Source organism: Streptomyces sp. NRRL S-337 (assembly GCF_000720175.1).
GTDB lineage: Bacteria > Actinomycetota > Actinomycetes > Streptomycetales > Streptomycetaceae > Streptomyces > Streptomyces siderophoricus.
In genome coordinates, this window is the sequence record NZ_JOIX01000002.1 from 51,254 (window position 1) to 76,528 (window position 25,275).

General features: G+C 69.1%; 27 protein-coding genes. 14 read left to right on the forward strand and 13 right to left on the reverse strand.

Features of this window, described 5'->3' with window-relative positions:
- Nucleotide 1 precedes the first annotated feature (1 nt).
- Nucleotides 2-415: a cytidine deaminase family protein gene (locus tag IG62_RS0102435; RefSeq protein WP_030796950.1), complete on the forward strand. Its 414-nt coding sequence runs from the start codon at nt 2-4 to the stop codon at nt 413-415.
- 433 nt (nt 416-848) lie between these two features.
- Here the strand turns inward: IG62_RS0102435 and IG62_RS0102440 are convergent, their stop codons facing one another.
- Nucleotides 849-1,469 (reverse strand): TetR/AcrR family transcriptional regulator, encoded by a 621-nt coding sequence (locus IG62_RS0102440; RefSeq protein ID WP_030796951.1) that lies wholly within the window; start codon nt 1,467-1,469, stop codon nt 849-851.
- A gap of 106 nt (nt 1,470-1,575) precedes the next feature.
- On the opposite strand from IG62_RS0102440, the gene IG62_RS0102445 reads away from it, so the two are divergent.
- Nucleotides 1,576-2,253, forward strand: a complete 678-nt coding sequence (locus IG62_RS0102445) for a DUF998 domain-containing protein (RefSeq protein WP_030796953.1) — start codon at nt 1,576-1,578, stop codon at nt 2,251-2,253.
- Between the two features lie 74 nt (nt 2,254-2,327).
- Complete coding sequence (locus IG62_RS0102450) at nt 2,328-2,540, forward strand: DUF4287 domain-containing protein (protein ID WP_030796965.1); 213 nt, start codon at nt 2,328-2,330, stop codon at nt 2,538-2,540.
- 224 nt (nt 2,541-2,764) lie between these two features.
- On the opposite strand, the gene IG62_RS0102455 is transcribed toward IG62_RS0102450, so the two are convergent.
- Together IG62_RS0102455 and IG62_RS0102460 are read right to left on the reverse strand one after the other, a co-directional pair.
- Nucleotides 2,765-4,033 carry a GNAT family N-acetyltransferase gene (locus tag IG62_RS0102455; RefSeq protein WP_030796967.1) on the reverse strand — a complete coding sequence of 423 codons (1,269 nt, stop codon included), beginning with the start codon at nt 4,031-4,033 and terminating at the stop codon, nt 2,765-2,767.
- A 276-nt stretch (nt 4,034-4,309) separates the two neighbouring features.
- Entirely contained in the window at nt 4,310-4,963 is a 654-nt protein-coding gene (locus IG62_RS0102460; protein ID WP_030796970.1) for a TetR/AcrR family transcriptional regulator, read from the reverse strand.
- Between the two features lie 131 nt (nt 4,964-5,094).
- Here IG62_RS0102460 and IG62_RS0102465 point away from each other — a divergent pair, with 131 nt between their 5' ends.
- From IG62_RS0102465 to IG62_RS0102480, 4 genes are all read left to right on the forward strand, one after another.
- Complete coding sequence (locus IG62_RS0102465; RefSeq protein WP_030796973.1) at nt 5,095-6,057, forward strand: alpha/beta hydrolase fold domain-containing protein; 963 nt, start codon at nt 5,095-5,097, stop codon at nt 6,055-6,057.
- Nucleotides 6,058-6,067: 10 nt separating this feature from the next.
- Nucleotides 6,068-7,048, forward strand: a complete 981-nt coding sequence (locus tag IG62_RS0102470) for an aldo/keto reductase (RefSeq protein WP_030796975.1) — start codon at nt 6,068-6,070, stop codon at nt 7,046-7,048.
- Between the two features lie 284 nt (nt 7,049-7,332).
- Nucleotides 7,333-8,136, forward strand: coding sequence for an NAD(P)-binding domain-containing protein (locus tag IG62_RS0102475; protein ID WP_234326205.1), 804 nt, complete (start codon nt 7,333-7,335; stop codon nt 8,134-8,136).
- Nucleotides 8,137-8,731: 595 nt separating this feature from the next.
- Nucleotides 8,732-10,201, forward strand: coding sequence for a pentapeptide repeat-containing protein (locus IG62_RS0102480; protein WP_158794950.1), 1,470 nt, complete (start codon nt 8,732-8,734; stop codon nt 10,199-10,201).
- A 332-nt stretch (nt 10,202-10,533) separates the two neighbouring features.
- On the opposite strand, the gene IG62_RS0102485 is transcribed toward IG62_RS0102480, so the two are convergent.
- From IG62_RS0102485 to IG62_RS44120, 3 genes are all read right to left on the reverse strand, one after another.
- Nucleotides 10,534-11,148 carry a DUF3995 domain-containing protein gene (locus IG62_RS0102485; protein ID WP_078871767.1) on the reverse strand — a complete coding sequence of 205 codons (615 nt, stop codon included), beginning with the start codon at nt 11,146-11,148 and terminating at the stop codon, nt 10,534-10,536.
- 240 nt (nt 11,149-11,388) lie between these two features.
- Entirely contained in the window at nt 11,389-11,688 is a 300-nt protein-coding gene (locus IG62_RS44115) for an IPT/TIG domain-containing protein (protein ID WP_158794951.1), read from the reverse strand.
- Nucleotides 11,685-12,215: an IPT/TIG domain-containing protein gene (locus IG62_RS44120; RefSeq protein WP_158794952.1), complete on the reverse strand. Its 531-nt coding sequence runs from the start codon at nt 12,213-12,215 to the stop codon at nt 11,685-11,687. The genes IG62_RS44115 and IG62_RS44120 overlap by 4 nt, the downstream gene beginning before the upstream one ends.
- Nucleotides 12,216-12,274: 59 nt before the next feature.
- Here IG62_RS44120 and IG62_RS49440 point away from each other — a divergent pair, with 59 nt between their 5' ends.
- Nucleotides 12,275-12,403: a hypothetical protein gene (locus IG62_RS49440; protein ID WP_267887849.1), complete on the forward strand. Its 129-nt coding sequence runs from the start codon at nt 12,275-12,277 to the stop codon at nt 12,401-12,403.
- Between the two features lie 29 nt (nt 12,404-12,432).
- On the opposite strand, the gene IG62_RS0102495 is transcribed toward IG62_RS49440, so the two are convergent.
- The 4 genes from IG62_RS0102495 to IG62_RS0102510 all read right to left on the reverse strand — a co-directional run bounded on the left by IG62_RS0102495 (nt 12,433) and on the right by IG62_RS0102510 (nt 16,797).
- Entirely contained in the window at nt 12,433-13,947 is a 1,515-nt protein-coding gene (locus tag IG62_RS0102495) for a beta strand repeat-containing protein (RefSeq protein ID WP_158794953.1), read from the reverse strand.
- 154 nt (nt 13,948-14,101) lie between these two features.
- On the reverse strand, nt 14,102-14,893 hold the full coding sequence (locus IG62_RS0102500) for an IPT/TIG domain-containing protein (protein ID WP_078871770.1): 792 nt from the start codon (nt 14,891-14,893) through the stop codon (nt 14,102-14,104).
- Nucleotides 14,894-15,213: 320 nt separating this feature from the next.
- Entirely contained in the window at nt 15,214-15,909 is a 696-nt protein-coding gene (locus IG62_RS0102505) for a hypothetical protein (RefSeq protein ID WP_234326208.1), read from the reverse strand.
- A gap of 381 nt (nt 15,910-16,290) precedes the next feature.
- On the reverse strand, nt 16,291-16,797 hold the full coding sequence (locus tag IG62_RS0102510; protein WP_063755324.1) for a MarR family winged helix-turn-helix transcriptional regulator: 507 nt from the start codon (nt 16,795-16,797) through the stop codon (nt 16,291-16,293).
- Nucleotides 16,798-17,427: 630 nt separating this feature from the next.
- Between IG62_RS0102510 and IG62_RS0102515 the strand changes: the two genes are divergently transcribed.
- The 3 genes from IG62_RS0102515 to IG62_RS41265 all read left to right on the forward strand — a co-directional run bounded on the left by IG62_RS0102515 (nt 17,428) and on the right by IG62_RS41265 (nt 19,965).
- Nucleotides 17,428-18,498 (forward strand): alkene reductase, encoded by a 1,071-nt coding sequence (locus IG62_RS0102515; protein ID WP_030796992.1) that lies wholly within the window; start codon nt 17,428-17,430, stop codon nt 18,496-18,498.
- Between the two features lie 109 nt (nt 18,499-18,607).
- A complete protein-coding gene (locus tag IG62_RS0102520) occupies nt 18,608-19,513 on the forward strand; it encodes an NADP-dependent oxidoreductase (protein ID WP_030796994.1) in 906 nt (301 codons plus the stop codon).
- Nucleotides 19,514-19,731: 218 nt separating this feature from the next.
- Nucleotides 19,732-19,965, forward strand: a complete 234-nt coding sequence (locus IG62_RS41265) for a winged helix-turn-helix transcriptional regulator (protein WP_267887851.1) — start codon at nt 19,732-19,734, stop codon at nt 19,963-19,965.
- Nucleotides 19,966-20,139: 174 nt separating this feature from the next.
- On the opposite strand, the gene IG62_RS46980 is transcribed toward IG62_RS41265, so the two are convergent.
- A complete protein-coding gene (locus IG62_RS46980) occupies nt 20,140-20,709 on the reverse strand; it encodes a hypothetical protein (RefSeq protein WP_030796996.1) in 570 nt (189 codons plus the stop codon).
- Between the two features lie 62 nt (nt 20,710-20,771).
- Here IG62_RS46980 and IG62_RS0102535 point away from each other — a divergent pair, with 62 nt between their 5' ends.
- Both IG62_RS0102535 and IG62_RS0102540 read left to right on the forward strand, forming a co-directional pair.
- A complete protein-coding gene (locus tag IG62_RS0102535; protein ID WP_030796998.1) occupies nt 20,772-21,545 on the forward strand; it encodes a class I SAM-dependent methyltransferase in 774 nt (257 codons plus the stop codon).
- 185 nt (nt 21,546-21,730) lie between these two features.
- Nucleotides 21,731-22,339 (forward strand): DinB family protein, encoded by a 609-nt coding sequence (locus IG62_RS0102540; protein ID WP_234326209.1) that lies wholly within the window; start codon nt 21,731-21,733, stop codon nt 22,337-22,339.
- Between the two features lie 146 nt (nt 22,340-22,485).
- Here the strand turns inward: IG62_RS0102540 and IG62_RS0102545 are convergent, their stop codons facing one another.
- Both IG62_RS0102545 and IG62_RS0102550 read right to left on the reverse strand, forming a co-directional pair.
- Nucleotides 22,486-22,881: a cupin domain-containing protein gene (locus tag IG62_RS0102545; RefSeq protein ID WP_030797002.1), complete on the reverse strand. Its 396-nt coding sequence runs from the start codon at nt 22,879-22,881 to the stop codon at nt 22,486-22,488.
- Nucleotides 22,878-24,299: an MFS transporter gene (locus IG62_RS0102550; protein WP_037837697.1), complete on the reverse strand. Its 1,422-nt coding sequence runs from the start codon at nt 24,297-24,299 to the stop codon at nt 22,878-22,880. The genes IG62_RS0102545 and IG62_RS0102550 overlap by 4 nt, the downstream gene beginning before the upstream one ends.
- An 88-nt stretch (nt 24,300-24,387) precedes the next feature.
- Here IG62_RS0102550 and IG62_RS0102555 point away from each other — a divergent pair, with 88 nt between their 5' ends.
- The gene (locus IG62_RS0102555; RefSeq protein WP_030797008.1) at nt 24,388-25,056 is read left to right on the forward strand and encodes a TetR/AcrR family transcriptional regulator; all 669 of its coding nucleotides are present in this window, start codon (nt 24,388-24,390) and stop codon (nt 25,054-25,056) included.
- The last annotated feature ends 219 nt before the right edge of the window (nt 25,057-25,275 follow it).

Below are 25,275 nucleotides of genomic sequence, written 5' to 3' on the forward strand. Positions count from 1 at the left end.
GATGACCACTCAGACCCAGCACGTCGACCACGAACTCATCCAGGCCGCAGCTGAAGTCGCACGCACGCGCTGCCGGGGCGACAACCACACCATGGCAGCCGCAGCCCGTGCCCAGGACGGCCGGATCGTCACCGCGGTGAACGCCTACCACTTCACCGGAGGCCCCTGCGCCGAGCTGGTCCTCATCGGCGCGGCAGCCGCCCAGGGAGCCTACGAGCTGGACACCATCGTCGCCGTGGGCGACCGCGACCGCGGGGTTGTTTCCCCTTGCGGTCGGTGCCGCCAGGTCCTGCTCGACTACTTCCCCGCCCTCAAGGTCATCGTCAGCGAAGACGACCGCATCCGGACCGTCCTCATCACCGACTTGCTGCCCGAGAGCTACGTCTGGGCCGACCACCAGCTCAAGGCCGAGTAGGCCGCGTCACTCAGCACGGGCCGGCATCGCCAGCTGGTAACAGGGCGAACGTTGTCTGGTGCGGAACCAGGCCGTTTCGTTTGGACCACCGGGCAGACCAGAGGAAGCTGCCCAATGAACGAGGCAGCCCGGCCGTCATACCTAGGACTTGCCCGACGCCCCCCTGCCGTCGATCCCCCACCATCAACGCACCGGCCGCCGTGGCCTCGCCGAGTACCGCCCGGCCCGTAGCCAAAACGCTGCGAGAACCGAACTTGGCATCGCACGACACAGCGGCTCCGTCCGTTGCCGCCACGGCAGCCCCGCCATGGCGTCCGTCAACCCGTCGACCCGCTGCTGGCTCTCCACCTCACTGGTGAGGTGCCCACGGCGAACCAGCCTCAGGTCATGTCCAAAGCCACGCGAGGTACAGCCCGGTCGGGTGTCGTTGAGGTCAGCGGTAGGCGGCGAGGAAGGCCTGGACGCCGGCGGCCGCGTAGCGGTCGAGTTCGTCCTGCGTGTGCTGCGGACTTCCGTGGAACATGGCCTTGTTCACGGGGATCCAGAGCAGCAGGCCGGAGAAGTGGTTGGCGGCCAGGTGGGGGTCGGCGATGCGGAGGAGGCCGTGGTCGTCGAGCCGTTGGAAGGTGGTTGCGAGGGTGGCCAGGATGCGTTCGAAGCCCTGCTCGTACCAGGCGGCGCCGAGTTGGGGGAACGTATCGGCGTTGGCGATGATCAGGCGCCGGAGTTGGAGTACTTCGGGCTGGGTGAGAGCGGTCAGGAACTGGTGGGCCAGGCGGGTGAGGTTGTCCTCGAGGGCCTGGGCGTCGGCCGGGATGTCGGCCACCAGGTCGACCATGGCGTCGACGCGGTCGGTGGTGGCAAGGACGATCTCGGTAAACAACTTCTCCTTGTCGGTGAAGTGCTTGTAGACGGTCTGCTTGGAGACCGCGGCGAGCTTGGCGATGTCGTCCATGCTGGTGCCGGCGTAGCCGTTGGCCATGAACGCCTTGGTCGCCGCGTTCATGATCGCCGTGTGCTTGCGGGCCGACCGGCCTTCTTCGCTCGCAGCCATGCCCCATCCTCTCGTCAGTACTGGACAGTCTAGTTTCTTCGCGGCTACTCTAGCGCCCGGCTCCGAGTGAGTACCACACCGTCTAGTTCCGTTCAGGGGGAAATCCATGACTCAGGCCATCGACGCTCCGGCCGCTGCCGCCTTCGTATCGGCGAGACGGCCGACGACGCGGGCCCTGCTTGCGGGTGGCATCGCGGCCGGTCCGCTGTTCCTGGGCGCCGGCGCAGTCCAGGGACTGACCCGCGACGGCTTCGACTTCACCCGTAACGCGATCAGTCAGCTCAGCCTGGGCGACCTGGGATGGATCCAGGTCACGAGCTTCCTGCTGACGGGCGCGTTGGCCATCGCCGGTGCCGCCGGAATCCGCCGCGCGCTGGCCGGCGCGGCCGGAGGACGCTGGGCGCCGCGGCTGATCCGCGTGTTCGGTGCCTCGTTCCTGCTCGCCGCGGTATTCACCGCCGACCCGGGCGCGGGATTCCCCGCCGGCATTCCCGATGCCCCGGCCGCCTCCCTCAGTGGGCACGGCGGGCTCCACATGCTCAGTGCCATGGTGGGCTTCCTCGCCCTGTGCGCATCCTTTCTGATGCTGGCCCGCCACTTCGCCGCCCGGCGACAGCGCGGCTGGGCCCTGGGTTCCCGTCTGGTGCCGCTCGGCGTCCTCGCGGGGTTCGCCGCGTCCTCCGCCACCGTGCTGGCCTTCACTGCCGCAGCTGCCCTCGGCCTGCTGTGGCTGACCGCGATCACCGCCCGACTGGCCACCGCGGCCCCGGTCGCGCAGAACTAGCCTTATCCGCAGGGCCGTTGAACGCAAAGACAACAGGCATGAACTCTCCGAAGCGAAGAGGTAGGACAACGCCCATGACGGCACCGGTGAAGGGCCCCGCCAGCTACTTCCCCTCGATCGAGAAGAAGTACGGCCGGCCGATCGCGGAGTGGAAGGAACTCATCCGCACCTCGCCCCTGGCCAAGCACATGGAACTCGTTGCCTGGCTCAAGACCGAGCATGGACTCGGCCACGGCCACGCCAACGCACTCGTCGCCCACACCCTCGCCGAAGGCAGCGACCAGTAACCATTGCATCTACGCCGCGGGACCTCGCCAGGTCCCGCGGCACCCATGCTCGGCCCCGGTGCTGTTCTTCTCTCTCCTGGCCACCCCACTCCCCCACCGCACGGCGGGAGCCTCCGCCCCGACGGGTGACAATGGCCGATTTCCCACCGCGCAGGAAGCAAGCACCGCTACAGCCCTCTCGCAGCCCTACTCACAAGACTTGTGCAAGGTCGGCGAGCGCGTGGTCAGAACCAGTGCAGGCAGTGCGGGGGGCGCTCGGCGCGGAAGAGAGCGTCGGCGAGGGTGGCCGCGCCGGGGCGGTGGGCCCGGATGTGTCCGGCACGCACGAGGGTGCTGGGGGCGGTGCCGCCGAGGTAGACCGAGCCCAGGTCGCTGATGTCCAGGGACAGGTCGAGCTCCCGGTCCGTCGGGACGCAGTCGGCCTTGCCGTCCCGGACGGTCAGCAAGTAGCGGCCGTGCTCTCCGAGGAACGGGTCGTCGACGTCGAGGACGAGCTCGCCGTCGGTGAACCAGCCGCGCGCGGTCAGCGCACGCGGGACGTCCAGCAGCCGCACCCAGAGCCAGTCGGTGTCATCGCTCACCTGGCCGGCGCGGAAGTCCGCGAACTGCCAGCGCAGCGGGTGCTCGGGCGGGACGTGCTTGAACACGACCTGAGTGACCAGGTCGTGTCCGAGCACGAACCGGGCCAGGGCCGTGAAGACGGTGTCGTCGATGGCGATGGTCTCGTCGACCGTCAGGGTGCCGGACTCGACCAAGTAACTGGCGTACCCGTCCGGGACACCGTCGGCGTCCCGGTGGACGGCGACGTAGCGCGGCGCCGAAGAAACCGGGGGCCGCCCGGCGCCCAAGGACCACCAGCGGTGCGGCCTGGACAGCGCGCCGGGCTGGGCGCGCCGGTACCGGTCGTAGACCTCTTCCAGGATCTCGCCGCACTCGGCACGCCGCAGCAGCTCGACCGCGCCGGTGTCCGAGCCCTTGTCCGAGCTGGTGTTGGAGCCGGTGTCCGATCCGACCGCTGGGGCGCCGGCCGTTCCGCGCGCCCGGGGCGGGGCGAAAGCGGCCCGGTGGCGCGGCAGGGTCAGCTGCTGCGTGTAGGTCGCCGGTCCGTACCCGAACCTGCGGTAGATCAAGGCCTCGGATGCCAGCAGTACGGAGAGGAACTCCCCTCGGGCTCGGAGCTCGGTGAGTTGATGCCGCATCATCGCGCTGAGCACGCCCTGGCGTCGGTGCGAGGGCAGGACGCCGACGGCGGTCACCCCGGACGCCGGAGCGAGGATCTCACCGGGCAGGGTGAGCTCGAAGGAGTACGCACCGGCGGTGCCCACGGGCCACCCGTCCGCCGTCATGGCGAGCAGGTTGCGGTCCATTTCGAGCGCCGACCACCAGGGTCCGCCGCCGCCCTCGGTCGGGGTCTCCGGGAAGCTCCCGAACGCGGCATGGAGTGTGTCGACGAAGACGACGAGGTCCTGGTCGGTCGTAGGACGGATCTCCATTGTTGCCGCTGCCTCCCCGGGTACCGGCACCACGCCTCGTGGTGTCCCGCCACAGTGCAGCGTTGCCCCGCTGGCCAGGTCAATCGAATTACGGCCGGGTCCACGGCCGATCACAGCACCCCGGGCCCGGCCCGGCCCCGAAGGTGAGTTGGGTCGTCGGCGTCGGCGGTGGTGATCCCCCTGCGTGAGCGAAAGCCTGACGATCCGGGCGGCCCGTACCGGCAAGCGCCTGGCCCGCATCGTCACCAGCCGGCCGGGAGGTCATGTCATGTCAGGTCAGGGGATTTGTGCCTCGATGTGGGCGAGTTGGGCGGCGAGGATCTCCTCGAATGCGGCGCGGCGGTCTACGCCGAGGGGGCGAATGTCGCGGGCGAAATGGGCCAGGGCGGGGAAGCGTTCGGGGTCGGCGCCGAGCACCGCGACGCGGAACTGCTCCATGCCCTGTTCGAACTCCTTGGGGGCGACGGTGCTGATGCCGGCCTCGGAGGAGATCAGCGCGGCGAGGAGGATCACGATGCGGTGGTAGCGCGCCGGGATCTCCTGGTCGGGCAGGCCGGACGTGCGCAAGGCCTGCAGCAGCTCCTCCATGACCAACCGGGATCCGGTGCCGCCGGACCCGTAGCGTCCCCAGACCGCGGCGAGTTGGGGTTGCTCGCCGAAGGCCTCGCGCAGGCACAGGCCGAGGGCGGTGACGCGCTGCTTCCAGTCGCCCTGGGAGCGGTAGCCGTCCATGGCGGCCAGCAGGATTCGGTCGGCGACCGCGCGCAGCAGTTCGGTCTTGTTGCGGAAGTGCCGGTAGAGGCTGGAGGAGTCGGTCCCGAGCGCTGTGGCGAGTTTGCGCACGCTGAATGACTCGGCGTCGCTCGTGCGCAGCAGCTTTGCCGCCGTATCCAGGATCTCTTCGGTCGACCATCGCCTTCGGCCAGTCATCTCGCCCCTTTCGTCAAGTCTCAGCCTAACCTATGCACTTGCTGATGCACGCGGTGCGTGCATAATGAGGGCAATCCACTGTCCGACCGCAACGACACACCCGGCATCCGGCCGGGAGAGGAGAAGGACACATGAGCGAGACCACTACTGCCACGCGGCCGCCGGAGCCGGACTTCTCGACGATCACGACCGAGCAACTCTTCGCCTACCGCGACGCGGAGAACCGCTTCCGGGCCTCCAGCGCTGCACGGGCGATCCTCGGAGAGCCGGACCCCGGCGCCGCCGTCGAATGGCGACAGCTCGCGCTGCCCGGTCGCGACCTCCCGGTCCGGGTCTACCGGCCGGCGCCGACGGGCGACGACGAAGCCGCAGCCCGAACCGATCTGCCACTCGTGGTTCACGTCCACGGAGGCGGCTTCGTGGGCACCGCGACGCAGTGCGACTGGACCAACAGCCACCTCGCCGCGGCGCTGCCCGCGCTCGTCGTCTCGGTCGAGCACCGCCTCCTCGCCCCGGATGCCTCGCTCGCGGACGCCGCCGACGACGGCTGGCAGGTGCTCGATCACGTGCTGCGACACGCCGCGCACTGGGGCGTCGACCCGGCGCGCACGGCCGTCTTCGGCGAGAGCTGCGGCGCGCTGATCAGCGCCCTGACAGCCATCCGGGCCGGGGAGGCCGGCCTGGAGCTCAAGGCACAGGTACTGGTCAACCCCGCAGTCGACGTGACCGAGACGATGTTCGACTACGCCTCGATCGCCGAGTACGCGTACAGCCCCACCCGGGCCCTGCCGCTACTGCGGCTCTTCCAGCGGCTCGCCGTCCCGCCGGGAACCGACGCCAGCAGACTCTCGCCGCTGTACGCGGACGACCTCAGCGGACTGGCCCCGGCGCTCGTGGTGGTGCCCACCCAGGACGCGGTCGCCGATCACGGCCGCCGCTACGCCGAGCGGCTGCGCGCGGCCGAGACGCCCGTGCGGCTTTCCGAATACCCGGGCGCGAAGCACGCGTTCCTCACCCTGCCCGGCGTCGAACCACAGGCCGAAGCAGCCCAGGCGGAGATCCTTCAGTTCCTCCGCGCGACCCTGGCAAAGTGACGGAGGAGCGATGCACACCACCGCTCTCGGGCCCGACGGCCCTGCGGTCTCCCGACTCGGCCTCGGGTGCATGAGTATGACCGGCAGCTACGGCACCGCCGACCCGGACGAGGCCGCGGCCACGCTGCTGGAGGCCCTCGACTCCGGCGTCACCCTGTTCGACACAGGCGACTTCTACGGCGACGGAGCAAACGAGGAACTCCTCGGCCGGACCCTCGCACCACACCGCGACCGCGCCGTGCTGGCCACCAAGACCGGAGTCCACCGCACCGCCGGGAGCCTGGTCCCCGCCGGCTCGCCCAACGATCTGCGGCGTGCCTGCGAAGCGTCCCTGCGTCGGCTCCGCACCGATCACATCGACCTGTACTACCTCGCCCGCATCGACCCCGCCGTCCCCGTCGAGGAGTCCGTCGGCGCCCTGGCCGACCTGGTCGCCCAAGGCAAGGTGGGCCACATCGGCCTGTCCGAAGTCTCGGCCGCCACCCTCCGCCGCGCCCACGCCATCCATCCGATCAGCGCCGTCCAAACCGAGTACTCGCTATGGGAGCGCCATGTCGAAAACGACGTCCTGCCCACGATCCGCGGTATCGGCGCCACCCTGATCGCCTACAGCCCTCTCGGCCGTGGCCTGCTCACCGGGACCGTCCGCACCACCACGCGCTACGAACCCGGCGACTTCCGCGCCACCGCCCCCCGCTACAACGGCGACGACCTCAAGGCCAACCTGGCCATCGTCGACGCCCTCACCCAACTCGCCACCGCCAAGAACGCCACCCCCGCCCGGATCGCCCTTGCCTGGCTCCTCACCCGCGGCAGCGACGTCATCCCCATCCCCGGCAGCTCCCGCCGCCCCCACCTGCGCGACAACCTGGCCGCGCTCGACCTGCACCTGACCGCCACCGACCTCGGCGACATCGACGCCGCCGTCCCCGACACCGGGGCCCAGGGAGCCCGATACGGCGACCACGGCATCGGACTGATCGACCAATGAAGGGGCAGCGCCCTGATGACGAAGCCACGCCATGAGCGAGGGGCGCTCGGAGCGATGTACGCGAGACCGGCCTCCCGTCGGCGCTGGGCTGGGCCGGGAGGATTTCTGCGATGATTTCTGCCTGGCAGGAGCCGTGGCGGTGGCACTGCTCTGGAAAAGACCGCGACTGACGTGGCATCAGCTTCCTTATGCGAAGCAGCACTTGAGAAGCCAACGGCAACCATCCCGACGACACGTTCCCGCACCAACACAGGTCACGACCACCACACAGCATGGAGGAAGGCATGGAGAAACACATGGAGGACGACGTGCGGGAGGACCCAGTGAAGCGCATCGGCATCATCGGAGTGGGCGAGATCGGGCGGGCCATCGTCGAGGGCCTGCGGCACGCGGGCGGTGCGTCGCCGGAGATCTTCCTCTCTCCCCGGGGAGCCCGCACCGCCGCCGAGTTGTCCGAGCGCTACGAAGGCGTCCAGATATGCGCCGACAACCAGGAGGTGGTGGACCGCTCCGAGCTGGTGATCATCGCCGTACGCCGCCAGGGCCACCACGAGGCGCTCACCGGGCTGAAGGTCGACGACGACAAGATCGTGGTCAACCTCATGGCCGGCGTTGCCACGGACGACCTGCGGCGGACCCTCGCCACCGGCGCCCCCATCGTCCGCGCCATCCCGCTGCCCGCGGTGCGCGAACGTCGCTCCGTCACAGTGACCTGCCCCTCGCACCCGGTCGTGGACGCCCTCTTCGAGCAGCTGGGCGGCGCGCTCCCCGTCACGGACGAGACCGCCTTCAACGTCTTCTCCGCACTGACCGGGACGCTCACCGCCCACTACACCTACCTCGCCACGCTCACCTCGTGGGCCGCCGGCCACGGCATCGCCCCCGACGCCGCCGACCGCTATGTGCGCAGCCTCTTCCAGAACGTCGGCCGCTCCCTGGGCGACGGGACCCGCCCTCTGCACCAACTCGCCGCCGACCACGAGACACCGAAGGGCAACAACGAGCGCATCCGCACCACTTGGTTCGATCCGGCCAACGCCGCAGCGCTCACGAAGGCCCTGGACGGCCTCCTCACCGATCTGCAGTAAGAGCGCCCGGCGAGAGACGACACTTCAGGCGCTTCGTCATGGGGCGGTCGTTTGGGGCGACGCTCTGCATGTTGATGAAGGCTGGGGTTCGCGACAGTCGCGGGGGCGTGACCTACGCCGCTGGGAAGAGGCCGAGGTCGTACCTCAGGCCCACACGCTCCCGCGTTGCGGGCCGAGGCCCGCGCCTGGCGCGAACGCCGGCTCGACACCTACCACGACCGCGCCTACTCCTGCGAGTCGGCGATGCCTACACCCTGCCCGGCTGTAACAGGCCGGCACGTCGGCGCCGTGGGCGGAGCGCCGAATGCCTGCACGAGCGGCTGCGGGTCCTGGCTGTCACGGGGGTCGGCCCGTGGAGATCCTCGCCGACCACACAAGTCACCGGCCACAACGCGACGTGCGGGGCACTGACACCAGCTGGCCTGATGACCAACTTGGGCCCATAGTTGCTACGGCCAGGGTGGCCAGCCGCGTGAACTGACCACGACGCAACATGACCGGGCGGCAGTGTCGCCCAGTCGCCCGAATCGGACCGGTCAGGACAAGAACCTTTCAAATGGCCGCGGCCGGCACGTGTTTCGGCTGGAATGAGCCCGTGGCATACAAGAAAAACGTACGCGCCGTTCGCGCCGTGCTCGCTGGAGTCGTCGCGGTACCAGGTGCTCTGTTCTTCATCGCTATGTACGTGTCGCTCATCGAGGCGCTGCTGAAGGGTAACAAGGTCGCGGCTTGGTGGCTGATGGTCGAGTCCCTGGCCCTCGCTGTCACCATCTTTCTGATCGTCTGGCTGCGGTACCGGCGCGACCGCCAAATCGGCCTCCTCATCGGCCTGTTGGTGGTGGGCGCGACCTGGCTATGGGGGCCGCACCTGTGGGACGCCGTCTCTTCGACAGTCGTGCCGCAGTACAAGGGGCTGACTCCTGCAGAGCGCGCACAGGCAGTCGGACAATACCGGCTCGCCGTCGTTCAGGCCTGCGCTGCTGCTGGCGGTGTGATCGCGTTGCTCTACACCGCACGTAACTACCGGCTCATTCGCCGCGGCCAGGTGACAGATCGGCTCTCCAAGGCCCTGGAGCGCCTGGAGTCCACGGAAGAGTTCGTACGTCTCGGCGGTATCCTCGCCCTGCAGCAGATCATCCACGACGCGCCGGCACAGGCCGAGCATGTGACGCACATCGTCCGTACGTTCGTCCGCCGTCAGGCGCCGAAGTCAGGACACAGCACGTCGCTGGGTGTGCAGGCAGCAGCGGCTTCAGGCTTGTTACTGCCCCCGGGGCGCGCGGCCTCGGGCCCAGAGAGGCCAGCGGCCGATGTCCAGGCAGCGCTGACCGCGCTGAATACCAGACACGCCAAGCTGTATTCGTCCCGCATCGATCTCAGCGGATATCACCTCGCCGGTGCTCATATGGCGCGCCAGAATCTGCATGGGGCGCAGCTGAGCAGAGCAGTGCTGACCGATGCTGTCCTAGCCCGTGCCACGCTGGGACGAGCAAGCCTTGAAAACTGCGATCTCCGCCGGGTGCGGGCAATGGGTTCCCGATGCAACGACGCGCAGATGAACGGCGCTGATCTGCGTGAGGCGGTCTTCATCCTGGCGAACATGGTGGCCTGTGACCTCACCGGCGCAGACCTGCGCAATGCCTGTCTGTCCAAGTCCGATCTGCAGCTAGCAACCTTGATGGGTGGAAAGTTGTCGGGTGCGCACCTGGTAAGCACTGACCTGACCAAGGCCGACCTGACGGGTGTCAGAGCGGAGGAGAAGCCGGTGCGCCTCGATGGGAGCTGCCTCTACCAAGCCCGCCTCAACGGAGCGGTATTGAGGAACGCCAGCCTCATCGGGGCGAAGCTGCGACACGCCGACCTTACCGACGCAGATCTGACAGGTGCCGATCTGACCAGAGCCGACCTTCGCGAGGCGCGGGGATTGACCGCGGACCAGTTGCTCACGGCGGGTTCGATCGAGAAGGCGCAACTGGACCCAACGCTCCGCGCCGCATGCCGGCGCAGCGAGCATGGGACCGGCACTGAAGCTCGTGGTCCAGTCAGCCAAGAGGTACAGCCCTGACCTCCGCACTTCTCGGCACACCGACACTCGCCCTCACCAGCCTCGGACCTCCCGGTGCCCCAGATGGTTCCGGCAGGGAGATCGTGACGTAATCCAGTTCCTCGAAGACGAGCGGTCGGGGCGGCCGGCTGGCTGATCGCTTGCGGTGTCCCAGTCAGGCTGTCTGCAGAGGCGAACGCACGATGCGTTCGGCGACCGCAGCGGCATGCCCGATGCGTGCCCCAAGCAGGCCCATGCGTACCCGTCGAGGCGGTCGCTCGCGGTCAACAGCGGTCCCCAGAGCCCTGTCCAGCAAAGGGCGGGCTGGCATGCCGGCAGCTGTGCGACAGTCATCAGCCGATCCCGGTGATCATCGATGCCAATGACAGGAGCAACGCGCCCAGCGCCCCCACAACACCGTAAAGTCGCAGCTCGCCCCGGGCCTCCAGTCGGCGGACGTACCGCGTGGTGGCGGCGGCGAAAGCCAGACCGCCGACGATGAACCACGGTCCCCACAGGCAGAGGTACCAGCGGGTCAGCCCGGCCAGGTCAGGCGCGACAGAGCGGATCCCGGCCTCAACCAGTACTCCGTGGGCAACGAAGAGACAACCGTGCCAGACGAGCAGCACCGCCGCGCCGCCGCCACAGAACACCATGAGACGGCCGATCCGTCTGCCGCGCCGGCGTGTCAGGCCGATACCGATCAGGGCCCCGACGACCTTCAGCAGACCGGTCACCCACAAGACGGCCACGAACCACGCCACTCGATCACCAGCGAGCTTCACCAGGGACGGCGCCACCGTCGTCCGCGCGCCGAAGGTCGTTCCCATCGCCCAGGCAAAACTGGGTACCGCAAACAGGAGCCCCCATACCGCAGCAGCAAGCCCCGGCCATGTGCCCGGCCGAAGGCGGGGTGTCCGGCGCGAGGCCGGACGCTCAGCATCGTCCACGGAAAGCTTGATCGCCATGAGTCCATCGTGGCCGGATCGTCGACGACGAGGTGTCATCCGCACGGATGATCGACTCCACCGCAGGAGCTAGCTCACGACATCCCTGTGGCGGAGACACAGTGCCTCAGCCGGCTCAACCTCCGGTCCCGGTGTCGCGATTGGGCCCGGGCTTGGCATAACTGGCAGACGCCCGCTCGGACCGCACCACGCTCCGTAGGCTGGTCCGCGGGCCCGACATCTGGCGACCGTGCCCGGCGATCAGGTGTAGACGAAGGCCCCGGGCGCGGTGATGGTGCCGCCCGTCGTGGTTACGGTGACGTCCGCCGGGCCGGTGACGGCGGATGGGGGTGTGACGGCGACGATCCGGGTGTTGGAGATGACACCGAAGGCGGCCGCCGCGCCGCCGATCGTCACCGACTGTGTGGATCCGAGCTCGGTGCCCACGATGAGGATCGGGTCGCCGCCCGCGGTCGAGCCAAGCGACGGGGTTACGGAGGTGATGCTGGGCGGCCCCGCGTAGGTGAATGTGGACTGCCCATAGGAGTTGCTCCGTGTCACCACGGTAACCGTGACGGGGCCCGCCGTCTCCGCGGCGGCACGGTTACGGTGACCCGGTCGTCCAGGACGGACGACGGAGTGACAGCCACGGTGCCGAAGCGCACCGACGTGGTGGTCATCAGGCCCCGGCCGGTGACGGTCAGGGTGCCACCCCCGCCCAGCGGGCCCGAGGTCGGACTGATCCTGGCCAGCACCGAGTCCGGGAGGTAGTAGAAGCGGCCCACGGTCCGGGTGGTGTGCTGCCCGATGGTGGCGTCGATCTTGACGTCGGTGGCGAGGCGTGGCGAGACAGCCAGGATCTCGTGGTCATTGAGGACCGTGAAGGAGGCGGCCGGCTGGCCTCCGAAGCGGACCGCGGTGGTGTTGCCCAGTCCTTCCCCGATGATGTCCACCGGCGTCCTGACGCTGACGCTGCTACTCCCGAAGTTGGTCACATGGACGTGCCGGCCGTCCGGGTTGATCGCCGCCACGATGGGGGCGTGCCCCACCGGGATCTCGTCCGCCACCAGCGGCTCATTCGTCTCCACAGCTTCCCCCCGGCTCCGGGACGCCGCCCGCACGTACGGCCAAGGCGCTGGTGCGACCGGTGCTGCTGCTGGTGACCGAAGTGCCGTCTGCTGGAGCGCGTTGGATGGTGCTGACGCTGATGACTATCGGAACCATGACGCTCTCCTTTTCCTCATTTACCGAACCGATCGCAAGCAAGCACTACTGACACTACTGACGAGCCGTCACTTCCCTGGCTCAGGACGGGTCGTAGACATAGGGCAGGGCGTTGCTGTTCCCGGCCGGGGTGTGCGCCACGACGCTCACCGTTCCGGGTGCCCCGACCGGGCTGGTCGCGACGACCTGGCTGTCGGAGATCGTCGCGAACGAGGCCGGGATGCCGCCGAAGGTCACCGCGTCGGTGTAGGTGAGGTTGCTGCCGCCCAGCACGATCGCGTCGCCGCCGGCGTCAGAGCCGTGGGAGGGGGTGAGGCTGGTCAGGACGGGAGCTGCGAGGTACGTGTAGTACGGGTTCCCGGTGGCCGCGGTGCTGGTCCCGCCCGGTGTGGTAACCGTGACGGTGACCGTGCCGGACCCGGCTGGAGCGGTCACGGTCAGCTGGTTGTCGGAGACCACGTTGATGCCGGTGGCCGGATTCCCCCCGAAGTTCACGGCGCTGGTGAGCGTCAGGTTGCCGCCGAAGACGGTGACGGTGTTGCCGCCGGTGGCCGGGCCGAGGTGCGTGGACAGATCGCTGACGGTGGGCGCCGCGATGTAGAAGTAGGGCAGGGGATTGCTGGTGCCGCCGGCCGTGGTCACGGTGACATTGACCGAGGACGGCGGCCCGGCCGGAGCGATGACGGTGACCTGTGTCGCGGTGTTGGTGAGGATGGTGGCCGGGTTGGCACCGAACTTCACGGAGATGGCGCCGGTGAGGTTGGTGCCGTTGAGGGTGACGGTGTTGCCGCCGGAGGTGGGGCCGGAGGTGGGGTTGAGGCTGCTGAGTGACGGGACGGGCGTGGAGAGGTAGGTATAGGTCAGGGCGTTACTGGTGCCACCGGCCGTAGTGACGGTGACCGCGACCGAGGACGGCGACCCGGCCGGCACAAGGACGGTGATCTGCGTACCGGTATTGGTGACAATGGTGGCCGCGTTGGCACCGAACTTCACCAAGATGGCGCCGGAAAGATTGGTGCCGGTGAGGGTCACGATGTTGCCGCCCGATGTAGGACCCGACGTGGGGCTGAGACTGCCGAGAACCGGAGCGGGAGCAGCAACGTAGGTGTAGGTCAGGGCGTTGCTGGTGCCGCCGGCCGTAGTGACGGTGACCGCGACCGAGGACGGCGACCCGGCCGGCACAAGGACGGTGATCTGCGTAGCGGTATTGGTGAGAATGGTGGCCGCGTTGGGCCCGAAGAGCACCACAGTCGCACCGGACAGATTCGTGCCGTTGAGGGTCACCGTATTGCCGCCCGACGTGGGACCCGAGGCGGGGTTGAGACTGCCGAGGGCTGGGGCTGAGGCCGAGGTGTAGGTGAAGAGCACGTTCTGGTTGCTGGTGCCTGTCGGCGCCGTGACCGTGACCTGCACCGTGCCGGTTCCTGCGGGGGTCTTGGCCGTGATCAGGGTGTCGCTCACGATGACGAAGGTGGTGCCGTTGGGGCCGAACCTGACCTGGGTGGCGCCGGTGAAGCCGGAGCCGGTGATGGTGACGCTGGTACCGCCCGCTGGAGCGCCTTGGGCGGGGTTGACGCTGGTCACTACGGGGGCCATGAGGCTCTTCTCCTTCTCCTGATGCCTAGGAGGGTGTCCCCTGGCCGGTGGTTGTCGGCCCGGGCACCGGGACGTCGCCGCCCGTCCACACCACGTGCTGCGAACGGGCGGCGACTTGGTGGTTGTGCAGTCCGTGCCCGGCCGTCCCCGACGGTCAGACGATCGTGAAGGGCTCGGCGTTGGAGTTGCCGCCGCAGGTGTGGACCGTGATGCTTCCGGCGCCGGTGGCGAGTCCGCCGGGCACGGTGACGACGAGCTGGGTGGCGCTGACGGGGGTGAAGACCGCGGTGGCGGTGGCGGCGGCGCTGTCGGTGAAGGTGACGGTGTCGACGCCGACGAAACCGGTTCCGGTGACGGTGATTTCGTCCCCCGCCGTACCCGAGGTGGGCAGCACCGAGGTGATGGTCGGCGCGAGGTAGTACTCGATCTGGGTGGTGCCCGAGGTGCTGGTGCCACCGGCGGTGGTGATGGTCACCGGCTGGGTCGACACCGTGGCGACCTGGCCCGGGTTGGCCGGAGCGGTGAAGGTGACCTGGCCCGCCTGTGTGGGCGTGACCGCCACGGTACCGACGGTGCCCACCCCGACCTGCGTTCCGGTGAGGAAGTTGGTGCCGAACAGCGTGACCGGGCCGCCGGTGGCGGCTGATACGCAGGTGACGCTCATTCCCGAGGTGGTCGGCGCGGCGATGACGAAGAACGGCAGCGCGTTGCTGGTGGCACCGGTGCTGCTGGAGACGCTGACCGAGACCTGGCCGGAGCACGGCGCCGCGCTGGGCACCACGAAGGTGACCTGGGTGGCGGTGACGCTTGTCGGGGTGACGGCCGCCGTACCGAAGTTCACCCTCGTGGTGGTGGACAGAGCGGTGCCGTTGATCTGGACGGTGTCCCCGGCCTTGCCCTGGTTGGTTGTGGTCGTGGTGTCCACTAAGGAAGTGATGGTTGCCATGTTCTTTCTCCTTCGAACGTGCTGCTCTGCTCGCGTGTGAGCAAGAGCAGGTGGATGGCTGGCGCGGCCCGCAACCGCATGGCGTTGTCCCAGTGGGCAGTGGGGCGGGAAGACATGTGAAGAACCGTTGCCACAGGGCGACTGGGCGGGTCGTCCCCTGGGCGGGTCGCAGTGTGTGAAGCGACGCGGCACCCCATCAAAGGGCGCCGTCTATCTCACCTGCTCGGCGATTGCAGCGCCGTACGGAGCAGGACAAGGGCGCGTTCGCCTGCTGCGCCGCGAACTCACCGCCGGAGAAGGTAAGTTGGGGGCCTGCGATCTCAGCAGGGGGCCGTCAAAGGCGCGGTGGCGGCGCAGTTGTTGGGGGCGTTGCCGGACACATTGCTGGCGAGCAGCGTGACGGAGCCCGCGTTCCGGTAGATGCCGCCGCCGTTGACGGTGGCGGTGGAACCGGTGACGCTGCTGGCGGTCATCGTCAGCGCGGTGTCGGTGTAGATGCCGCCGCCGTACGAGGCGCGGCTGCCCCGGACACTGCCCGCGGTCATGGTCACCGACCCGCCGAGGTTGGCGATGCCGCCGCCCACGCCGAGGCCGGCGTCACCGTTGCTGATGGTCACCGTGGCCAAGGTGAGCTGGCCCTGGGCGGCCAGGAATTGCGAGGGGCCGTCCACCTCGATGATGCGGAAGGAGGGCGCGTTCGACGCACGGGTGATCTCGGTGGCCAGCCCGGACATGGTGATCGGCGTGGTGATGTTCGGCAGGCCCGCCGGTCCTCCGCTGCCACCCGTGCTGTGGGCGCCGGTCAGGGTGTAGGTGCAGAACGGCGCGAGGATCAGGTCGCCGCCCCCTGCGGCATTGGCTCCGTCGACGGCATTGACCAACGCCGTCTCGCTGCACGGCACAACCACCACCTGCGCCGAGCCCGCGGCATCCGCGTGCGCTGCCGGGACGGTGAGCAACAGCCCACCGGCCGCACCGACCTCAGCCAGTAATCGAAACAAGTTGATGGCTCGCACAACGTCTCCTTCGACGTACGTATGAGCCACCCTCATCAGCCGATGCAGCGTGAGAGCGCGTCGGCCGACGGCTTCCTCCGGTGGGTGCCCTTGCGAACCTGCGGCGGCATGCGCAGGCCGATGCCACTGAGCTGCGTTCCCCAGCGGAGGGATGGGCAGCCCACCTGGTCGGACACCACCAGTAAGCATCTGAGATGCCTTATCGACAAGGGGTTCGACGACCTGCCACCCATTCGGCGGAGCGCACCACCCGGGGGCATAACTGGAGCCGCACTCCTTGTCATCACCCGCAGAGATGCCTTCGCGCGGGTCTCGGCGGAGCTTGGGCGAGGTGCTGGCGGGCCATGAGCAGGGGCCGTGCCTCGGCGAACAGCGCCAGTCTCAACTCGTATGCGGCTTCCGCCGGTTGTCGGTTGTGTTGTCGTCGTGCGCGGCAGACGCGTCGGCGTGTGCGGCAGCGCGGGCGAGGCTGGCTTCGACGCGTCGCAGGGTTTCCAGTGTTTCGGTGACCTGATCGAGGGAGAGGTCGCCGGTCGAGGCGTCCTCGAGCTCGGCCCAGATGCGTTCGACTTCTCGGCGCAGCGCCTGACTGGCGGCAGTCGGTTCGATGATGGTGGCGCGTTTGTCGTCGGGGCAGGGTCGGCGGCGGACGAAGCCGGCGTTTTCCAGGCGTTTGATGCTGCGAGTCATGGTTGCGGCGTCGGAGTCGATCAGACGCACCAGATCAGTCTGCCGCTGGGGGCCGAGTTCCCACAGATGCATCATGACCAGTTCCTGGCCGAGGTGGAGGCCGACCCGGCGCAGGAGCTGTCCGGCGATCATGCGGTGCAGGCGAGCCACGCGGAAGATCGCGTGACTGACGGGTCCCACGTGCGCGGAGGCGGGCACCGGCACGGTGGAGGTGTCCGGCGTCTCCGTGGGCGGCTGGCTCGGTTGGCCTTGTTTCCTCGGGTTGGCTGCCCGGCTCATCAGGATCTTCCCTTTCCCGGCCGGCTCTGAAGTTGGCCGGACAGTAATCAGGATAGCCGCCACTGCCCGTCCTCCGAGGCCCCGTGACCGGCGGAGAGCTGGAGATACAGGCAGCGCGGACGGTATGCCTCACGGAGAGAGCCGGAAGAGCTGGCGGATTTACTCGTTCGCACAGGTAGGCACCTGGCCTCTGACGGCACTGGCTCCGGCTTCGACCGCCTGACGGCCCCGGGGACCCGGCAGGCGCACCGGCCAGGCAGAGGATCGGGGGACCGACCGACCCGCCACTAGCCATGGGCCACGGGGTCACGGGGTCACGGGCCACAGCCACGGCCACGGCCAGCATCGATAGGTGGCCTCCTAGCCCTGCCGCACCCGACTCCGCCCCTACCCCTGGGCCGTGACGCGCCTCACACCCACCCCCTGGGAATGGACGGAGGGCATTTACTTGTTCGGACAGGTGATTTACTTGCTCAGACAGGTAAATGTCAGCGCGGGCAGCACCAGACGTCCGCACCGCGGAGCACCACTCACCCTGAGGAAGAAGTCATGACCACTGCTTTCGACGCGATCGTCCTGGGCGGCAAGCCCCTGTCGAACCGCCTCGTGATGGCGCCGATGACCCGCAGCCGCGCCTACGGGCCCGGAGCCGAGCCGACCGAGCTGATGGCGACGTACTACGCGCAGCGAGCCAGTGCCGGGCTGATCGTCACCGAGGGCATCCAGCCCTCACCGGTCGGGCAGGGCTACCCCGACACCCCCGGCCTGCACACGTCCGGGCAGGTGCGGGCCTGGCGGACGGTGACCGATGCCGTGCACCGCGAGGGCGGCGTGATCTTCGCCCAGCTGATGCACACCGGACGGATCGGCCACCCGAGCCTGCTGCCCGACGGCCTGGTGCCGGTAGGGCCGTCGGCGGTGGCCGCCAAGGGGCAGGTCTACACCCACGAGGGCCCCAAGGAGTACGTCACGCCGAAGGAGCTGAGCGAGGCGGGGATCCGGCAGACCATCGCCGACTTCGCCGACGCGGCCCGCAACGCAGTCGAGGCCGGCTTCGACGGTGTGGAGATCCACGGCGCGAACGGCTACCTGATCCACCAGTTCCTCGCGGACAACTCCAACCACCGCACCGATGCCTGGGGCAGCGACACCGAAGGCCGGATCCGCTTCGCCGTCGAGGTCGTCACGGCCGTGGCCGAGGCGATCGGCAGCGACCGGGTCGGCCTGCGTATCTCGCCCGGGAACCGGTACAACGACATGTCCGAGGACAACCCGGCCGAGGTCTACGGTGCGCTGCTGGAGCGGCTCGCCGGCCTGGACCTGGCCTATCTGCACCTGATGGAGGGCCCGGACCGCGACCTGACCCCGCGGCTGCGCAAGGCCTGGCCCGGCACGTTCGTCCTCAACCCGTTCACCCACCCCGACGTCACCGGTCCCGACGCGCTGAAGCTGATCGAGGACGGCAGCGCGGACATGGTGGCCTACGGCGCACTGTTCCTGGCCAACCCCGACCTGCCGCGCCGCCTGATCGCCGGTGGGCCGTTCAACGCCCCTGACAAGGCCACCTTCTACGGCGGCGACCACCGCGGCTACACCGACTACCCCGCTCTCAGCGCCTGAGCGTCCGACCCCACCGGCGTGGCCGCACAGTGCGCAGTGAGTCACAGCGCGTGCGGTCCCTGTCTCTCTCCACCTGCCGCTCTCCACCCACCTCTCATTGGGAGTTCCCATGTCCAGAGCGATCACTTTCTCCGAGTACGGTCCGCCCGAGGTGCTGCGACTGTCAGAGGTCGCAACTCCGGAGCCCGGCCCTGGCCAGGTCCGCATCCGGGTGCGGGCTGCCGCCGTGAACCCCCTCGACATCAAGATCCGATCGGGTCTGATGGCCGGCACCGTCCCCGCCCGTTTCCCCGTGATCCCCGGCCTGGATGCGGCCGGTGTCGTCGATGCCGTCGGCGAGGGAGCCGATGCGGCGGTGGGGGACAAGGTTTTCGGTGCCACGGTCGGCGGCGGCTACGGCGAGTACGCCCTGCTCGCTCGGCCGGTGGCCAAGCCCGAGGCCCTGTCGTGGGAGGTCGCCGCCTCGCTGGTCACGGTCGGCCGGACCGCGTTCCGTGTCCTCGGGCAGCTGGCTGTGCAGGCAGGACAGACCCTCCTCATCCATGGCGCCGGCGGCAGCGTGGGCACCATCGCGGTGCAGTTGGCCGTCACCCGTGGCATCACCGTGATCGGAACGGCCGGCGAGCACGACATCGAGCGCGTCACCGCGCTGGGGGCCACTGCGGTCCCCTACGGCGACGGCTGGGTGGAGCGGGTGAAGGCCGCGGCTCCCCGGGGAGTCGACTTCGTCTTCGACGCCTCCGGCGCCGGCGTGCTCGCCGACTCCGTCGCCCTGACCGGCGACAGCGCACACGTCATCACCATCGCCGACATGACCGCCGCTCAGCACGACGTCCGCTTCAGCGCCGGGAGCCCCAGCCAGGCCGAAGAATCCCTGCCGGAGCTGGTGCAACTGGCCGCCGCAGGCAACCTCGACCTGCCCGTCTGGCGCGCCTACCCGCTCGACCAGGCAGCCACCGCCCATGCCGACATCGAGGCAAGGCGCAACCAGGGCAAGGTCATTCTCCTTCCCTGACCGCGATTGCCGCCGCCCCGTCCTGTTCTTGGAGCGGTCAAGGCGGCATCGGGCCGCAGCCGAGACCCCCGGCCGGCTGCGGCCCCTCCCCCGCTGCCGCATCACCGAGGACGGAGGATCAAGACCCGTTGGCCGCCTGCCCGACCCTCGCGCCGCTGACCGCCGATGCGGACCTCCTCGCCGCGTTCGAGGTCCTCGGCCAGAAATAGAACGGAATCATCCTCCACACCCTGGCCCCACGCCCCGCCCGCTACGGCGAACTGCACAGTGCCATCGGCTCAATCAGCACCAAGATGCTCGCCGACCGGCTGCGCGAACTCGTGGCGGCCGGGCTCGTCACCCACGACCAACTCCCGCCCGGGCCCGCCACCTACACCCTCACCACCGACGGTCGAGCCCTCCTGCCGGCCCTGGAACAGATCCGCGCCTGGGCACAGCACCGCACCCCCTGACCCCGCCGCTACACCTCGACAAGGACACCCCCATGTCCGCACGCACCCTGCCCGAAGCCACTTTCGCCCGCACTGTCCTGGGCTCCGGCCCCGGCCTCACCCACGGCGCCGGCAGCAGCATCGACTTGTCGTGGCGAGTGGCGACCGCCCGGTGTTGCTTCAGGCGGGTGCGGGTTACAGAGGGGCGATCTCTACCCTGCCGGTGAACCGGCCACCCACTTGATCGGCGAGCCAATGGACGCGGGGGAACTGGTCGCCGTTCCGGTTCCGGACGTGCACGTGGACGGTGTGGTCCTGCGACGGCTCGTCCTGATAGAGGTCCCGGGAATTCACGGTCAGGGTGAGATACGCGTATTTCTGCGAGATCTCCTCCAGTCCCGCTTCGGGCACCGCAGGCCATGCGTCCAGATCCCATCGAACAGCTGCGGGATCTGAACCCAGAGCGGAGATGAAGGGCTCGGCGCGGTCCAGTGGACGCCCCCAGTCGAATACTCGGATCGGCAGACATCCCGCAGGGTCGTCGCCCGCCTCCGACGAACCGTGCTCCTGGCCGGCCGATGCCCACCATCGGAGGTCGGGGAGTACGTGACGTACTCGCGTCAGGACAGTCGGCGACCTGATCACGGCTTCGAAGTCAACCTCTCCCTGAGCGATGTCCGCGATGCCCAGCAAAGTACGCACCGCGCGTATCGCTGCAGGTAGGTCGGTGGTTGTCAGGACAGCAGCCCCAGCAGAGTTGCTCATCCCGAAACCATAGGGCAGCACTCACAGTTACATGATCGGCCGGACAGGTCTAGGCTGCGGCAATGGAACGCATAACCGACGTGCCCGAGGGTCTCGCCCGGTCTGCAGATCCGGCCCAGGCGAATGACTACGACAGCTTCGCCGAGGCGTACTCGGCGGAGAACGAGAACAACCTCGTGAACGCGTACTACGAGCGGCCCGCGATGGTGGCCCTCGCCGGAGACGTGGCCGGCCGACGGATCCTGGACGCCGGCTGCGGCTCGGGGCCCCTGTCCGCTGCGCTGCGCGACCGCGGTGCGGTCGTCACCGGCATCGACGCCAGCGCCGGGATGCTGGCGTTGGCCAGGCAGCGGCTGGGTGACGACGTGGCCCTGCACGTGGTCGACCTGAGCGACCGTCTGCCGTTCGCCGACGGTGCGTTCGACGACGTGGTCGCGTCGCTGGTCCTGCACTACCTGGAGGACTGGGGGCCGACGCTGGCGGAGTTACGGCGAGTGCTCAGGCCCGGCGGACGGCTGATCGCGTCGGTGGACCACCCTTTCGTGGCGTACACGATCGAGGATCCTCGGCCCGACTATTTCGCGACCACCAGCTATACCTTCGACTGGACGTTCGGCGGGCAGACCGTCCCGATGAAGTTCTGGCGCAAGTCGCTGCACGCAATGACCGATGCGTTCACCACAGCCGGCTTCAGCCTTTCCGTCATCAGCGAGCCGCAGCCCGACCCGGCCGCCCGTGAGCTGTTCCCCGACGACTTCCATGACCTTTCGACCAGACCCTGCTTCCTGTTCTTCGTCGTCGAGGTACCGCCGTCGGCTGCAGGTTCGGACGACTAGCCAGGCGCGGATCACGTGCGGAGTCACAGTTGGATCGAGGCGACGATGACGGTGCGGTGGAAGATGCAGGCGCGTTGGCTTGGCAACTGCCTGACGACGCAGATCGATATCGAGGACGCCGACGGCTGTAGGCTCTCCGCATGCCACAGTCCGGAGAGCCGCGCATGCCAGTGGGCGGAGAGCACGTGCGACAGGCCGTCGCCCACGGTGTCGACGCCCTGAAAGGCGTCCCGGCTCCCCAATGGCACGCGCGGGCCGGCGGTTTGGAGTGGACGTGCTGGGAAACCCTTGAACACCTCGCGGACGACTTGCTCACGTACGCGCTACGGTTCGGGCTCGCGCAGCCCATTGCCGTACCGCGGGTTCCACTGCGCATTTCCAGTGATCGACCGGGCGGTCCGGCCAATGTCATCTTCGGGGACCACGAGGCGGGGCCCGATGGACTCCTGACCGTCGTGGAGGCCTGCGGCGGACTGCTCGCGACGGTCGTCGACACCACCGACGCAACTACCTTGGCTCCCCACGTCTTCGGCGCCTCCGATCCCGAGGGCTTCGCAGCGATGGGCATCGTCGAGACCCTGGTCCACACCCACGACATCGCCCAGGGACTGAACCGCACGTGGGAGCCCCCGCAGGACCTGAGTGAGCGGGTCCTCGCGCGGCTCTTCCCCGACGTCCCCGTCGTCGACACCCCATGGTCGACCCTTCTGTGGGCCACCGGTCGCATGGAGACGCCTGATCGCCCCCGCCGGGCGAACTGGCGCTGGCACGGCGCGCCGCTCGGCCGGGGTTGACTGGCGTGGCTTGAGAGTGGCTTGAGAAGCGGGCGTGGTGTCACCCGCGAGTGTGGTGCACACCTTGCGTCGACGGGGCGGGCACCGCCCAGTCTTCCGGCGAGGGTGGTGGTGGTCCGGCAGCGAACTGCCGGGCCACCTTCCGCTCAGTGGGTGTCGGTGCGCTTTTCGAGGCGGGTGCCGTTGCGAAGGGTGATCGACATCAGGTCGCTGGGGGCTTCCAGCTCCAGGCGGTGCCAGCGACCGCGGGGGACGATCACGGCGGTGCCTGGCTGCAACCGCACCATGTCCTCGGCGCCGCCGGGCCTGTCGGGTCGGAAGTAGAGGCGGATGCCGCCGGTCAGGCAGCACACCGCTTCCTCGGCCTCCGGGTGCATCTCCCAGTGGTCGGCGTGGACGTCGGCGTCGGTCTCCACATGGAACGTGGCGAGCTGCCAGGCGCCGGAGCCGCTGCTCGTCATCTGCCGTTCGACGGCTTGGACATCGCCGTCGGCGTGGAAGTGCAGCGCCGATGCGAACAGGTCGACGGTGGTGGTCGTCATGAGGGTGTTCCTTCCAACTGGTTGTCTGCGGGGACGGTGGTGGGTTTCGGGACAGGGGGGACGGCTCGGTGGCGCGGCAGCACGCCGATCGCCACGACCACCGCGAGCAGGAAGAGGGCGGCGGTGATGGCCAGGCCCAGGGCGTAGCCGTCGTTGAGCGCGGACGGGTCGGTGGCCGTGCCGGTGTGGTGCGCGGCAATGGTGGCCAGGGCAGCCAGGCCGATGCAGCCGCCGAGTTGGCGGGAGCTGTTCATCAGGCCGGAGGCCATGCCGGCCTCATGCGCGGCGACGCCGGTGGTCGCGGCGGCGGCGACCGGGGCCAGGACCAGTCCGGCGCCGACGCTGGTGACGAGGGACGGACCGAGCACGTCGGTGAGGAAGCTGCCGTTGGGGCTGATGAGGGCGAACCAGGCCAGGCCCGCGGCGGCCAGCAGGGCGCCGGGCACCAGGGACGCCCGGGGGTTGCGTGCCGCGGTGATGCGGGTCGCGACGATGGTTCCAGCGACCAGCCCCAGGGAGAAGGGCAGAAATGCCGTGCCGGTCGCTGCGGCCCCCATGCCCAGGACCTGCTGCATGTACAGGGACACGAAGTAGAACGCGGTGAACTGCCCGGCCGCGGCCAGGAACACGAGCATGTTCGCGCCGGCGATCCAGCGGCTGCGCAGCAGGCCGAGGCGGAGCAGCGGTGCGGTGGCCCTTGACTCGGCGAAGACGAAGGCGACCAGCAGCGCGGCTGCGGTGGCGAGGGTCGCCCACGTGAGCGGGGAGCTCCAGCCGAGGATGTCGGTGCGGACGACACCGAGCACCAGCAGCCCGACTCCGCCGGTCGCCAGGACGGCGCCCAGCGCGTCCAGCTTCTCGTGCCGGGCGGGTGGCGCTCCGGCGGGCACCCCTGCGGGGACCAGCGCGAGAGCTGCCGCGACGATGGGCAGGTTGATCAGCATGACCCAACGCCAGCCCGCGTACTCGGTCAGCAGCCCACCTGCCAGCACGCCCAGTGCGCCGCCTGCGGCGTTGACTGCGCTCCACACCCCGAGCGCGCGGACGCGCCGGGGGCCCTCGGTGAAGGTGGTGGTGAGCATCGCCAGCGCGGCCGGCGCGGATGCGGCGGCGCCCAGGCCCTGCCCGGCGCGGGCGGCGATCAGTTGCCACGGTGCCTGGGCCAGCCCGCCGGCCAGCGAGCACAGTCCGAAGACAGTCAGCCCCAGTACGAACAGCCTGCGCCGGCCGTACAGGTCGCAAGCGCGGCCGCCCAGCAGCAGGAACCCGCCGAACGTGAGCGCGTACACGTGCACCACCCAGGACAGGTCAAGCGGCGCGAATCCCAGCGCGGTGCGGATCGCCGGCAAGGCGACGTTGACCACGGACATGTCCAGGGCGACGACGAACTGGGCGACGGCGGCTGCCGCCAGCACCACTCCGGGTCTCCTTCGAGCGTTTTTATACACGTAAGAAAAGTTAGCGGCTGGGTATCGTCGTTGTCGACACCTGGGGGATGATGGAGGCATGCCGCAACCGTCCGCACCGCGCAAAACCCTGGGCCGACCTCCCCGTATCTCTCGCGAGGCGATCATCGAGACAGCCCGCCGGATCGTCACCGAGGCAGGCGTGGACCGGCTGACCATGCGGCGGCTGGCCACGGAGATCGGCAGTACGCCGATGGCGCTCTACCACCACGTCCGCGACAAGGAAGAACTACTCGTCCTGCTGCTGGACGACTACGCCACACGGACGCTGCGCCGACCCGAAATTCCCGTCGACCCTCGCGAACGGATCGTCGTCGCCGCCACCACGATCCACCAGGCGCTCGCCGCCTGTCCCTGGATCGTGGAGGTGTTGACCGCCGATGACTTGATGTCCACGTCCGCGCTCTGGTTCGTCGAGCAGATCGTCGACGGCCTGGTCGAGTGCGGCCTCTCCCCCGACCGGGCCGTCCACGGCTACCGCGCGATCTGGTACTACACCGCCGGAGAAATCGTGGTCAGAGCAACCGCGGCCCGGCGACGCGCACACGATGACCGTGCGACCTACCGGGAGCAGGTCTTCGCCGACCTCGACCCGAACGAACTACCCCGCTTGGCACAGGTCGCGGACCGCTGGGCGCCACTGACCGCCCAGGACACCTACCTGGACGGGCTCCGAGCCCTGGTGGACGGCCTTCTCACCAGCCGCTGACCATGTGCGCCTGGCAGTTGGGCGGAGGGGACCGGCGAAGCACACCCGGCACGCCCCCCCGTCACCGGCGAGCAGGAGGTCGCAGCCGTCAAGGCGCTCCGCGGGACGCGGTGGCCGTGCACCGGCGGCCTGCGACCGCGACCAGCGACCACCGACCGCCCACGCGTGACGCCCCACGGGAACGGAGATTCCCCGGGGCGTCGGGCTCTGTGCGTCGCG

What these genes read in the sequence shown, in the direction of transcription:
- IG62_RS0102435 (WP_030796950.1), top strand. Translation starts at nt 2, where the DNA reads ATGACCACTCAGACCCAGCACGTCGACCACGAACTCATCCAGGCCGCA.
- IG62_RS0102440 (WP_030796951.1), bottom strand. Translation starts at nt 1,469, where the DNA reads ATGGCTGCGAGCGAAGAAGGCCGGTCGGCCCGCAAGCACACGGCGATC.
- IG62_RS0102445 (WP_030796953.1), top strand. Translation starts at nt 1,576, where the DNA reads ATGACTCAGGCCATCGACGCTCCGGCCGCTGCCGCCTTCGTATCGGCG.
- IG62_RS0102450 (WP_030796965.1), top strand. Translation starts at nt 2,328, where the DNA reads ATGACGGCACCGGTGAAGGGCCCCGCCAGCTACTTCCCCTCGATCGAG.
- IG62_RS0102455 (WP_030796967.1), bottom strand. Translation starts at nt 4,033, where the DNA reads ATGGAGATCCGTCCTACGACCGACCAGGACCTCGTCGTCTTCGTCGAC.
- IG62_RS0102460 (WP_030796970.1), bottom strand. Translation starts at nt 4,963, where the DNA reads ATGACTGGCCGAAGGCGATGGTCGACCGAAGAGATCCTGGATACGGCG.
- IG62_RS0102465 (WP_030796973.1), top strand. Translation starts at nt 5,095, where the DNA reads ATGAGCGAGACCACTACTGCCACGCGGCCGCCGGAGCCGGACTTCTCG.
- IG62_RS0102470 (WP_030796975.1), top strand. Translation starts at nt 6,068, where the DNA reads ATGCACACCACCGCTCTCGGGCCCGACGGCCCTGCGGTCTCCCGACTC.
- IG62_RS0102475 (WP_234326205.1), top strand. Translation starts at nt 7,333, where the DNA reads ATGGAGAAACACATGGAGGACGACGTGCGGGAGGACCCAGTGAAGCGC.
- IG62_RS0102485 (WP_078871767.1), bottom strand. Translation starts at nt 11,148, where the DNA reads ATGGCGATCAAGCTTTCCGTGGACGATGCTGAGCGTCCGGCCTCGCGC.
- IG62_RS0102495 (WP_158794953.1), bottom strand. Translation starts at nt 13,947, where the DNA reads ATGGCCCCCGTAGTGACCAGCGTCAACCCCGCCCAAGGCGCTCCAGCG.
- IG62_RS0102500 (WP_078871770.1), bottom strand. Translation starts at nt 14,893, where the DNA reads ATGGCAACCATCACTTCCTTAGTGGACACCACGACCACAACCAACCAG.
- IG62_RS0102515 (WP_030796992.1), top strand. Translation starts at nt 17,428, where the DNA reads ATGACCACTGCTTTCGACGCGATCGTCCTGGGCGGCAAGCCCCTGTCG.
- IG62_RS0102520 (WP_030796994.1), top strand. Translation starts at nt 18,608, where the DNA reads ATGTCCAGAGCGATCACTTTCTCCGAGTACGGTCCGCCCGAGGTGCTG.
- IG62_RS46980 (WP_030796996.1), bottom strand. Translation starts at nt 20,709, where the DNA reads ATGAGCAACTCTGCTGGGGCTGCTGTCCTGACAACCACCGACCTACCT.
- IG62_RS0102535 (WP_030796998.1), top strand. Translation starts at nt 20,772, where the DNA reads ATGGAACGCATAACCGACGTGCCCGAGGGTCTCGCCCGGTCTGCAGAT.
- IG62_RS0102545 (WP_030797002.1), bottom strand. Translation starts at nt 22,881, where the DNA reads ATGACGACCACCACCGTCGACCTGTTCGCATCGGCGCTGCACTTCCAC.
- IG62_RS0102555 (WP_030797008.1), top strand. Translation starts at nt 24,388, where the DNA reads ATGCCGCAACCGTCCGCACCGCGCAAAACCCTGGGCCGACCTCCCCGT.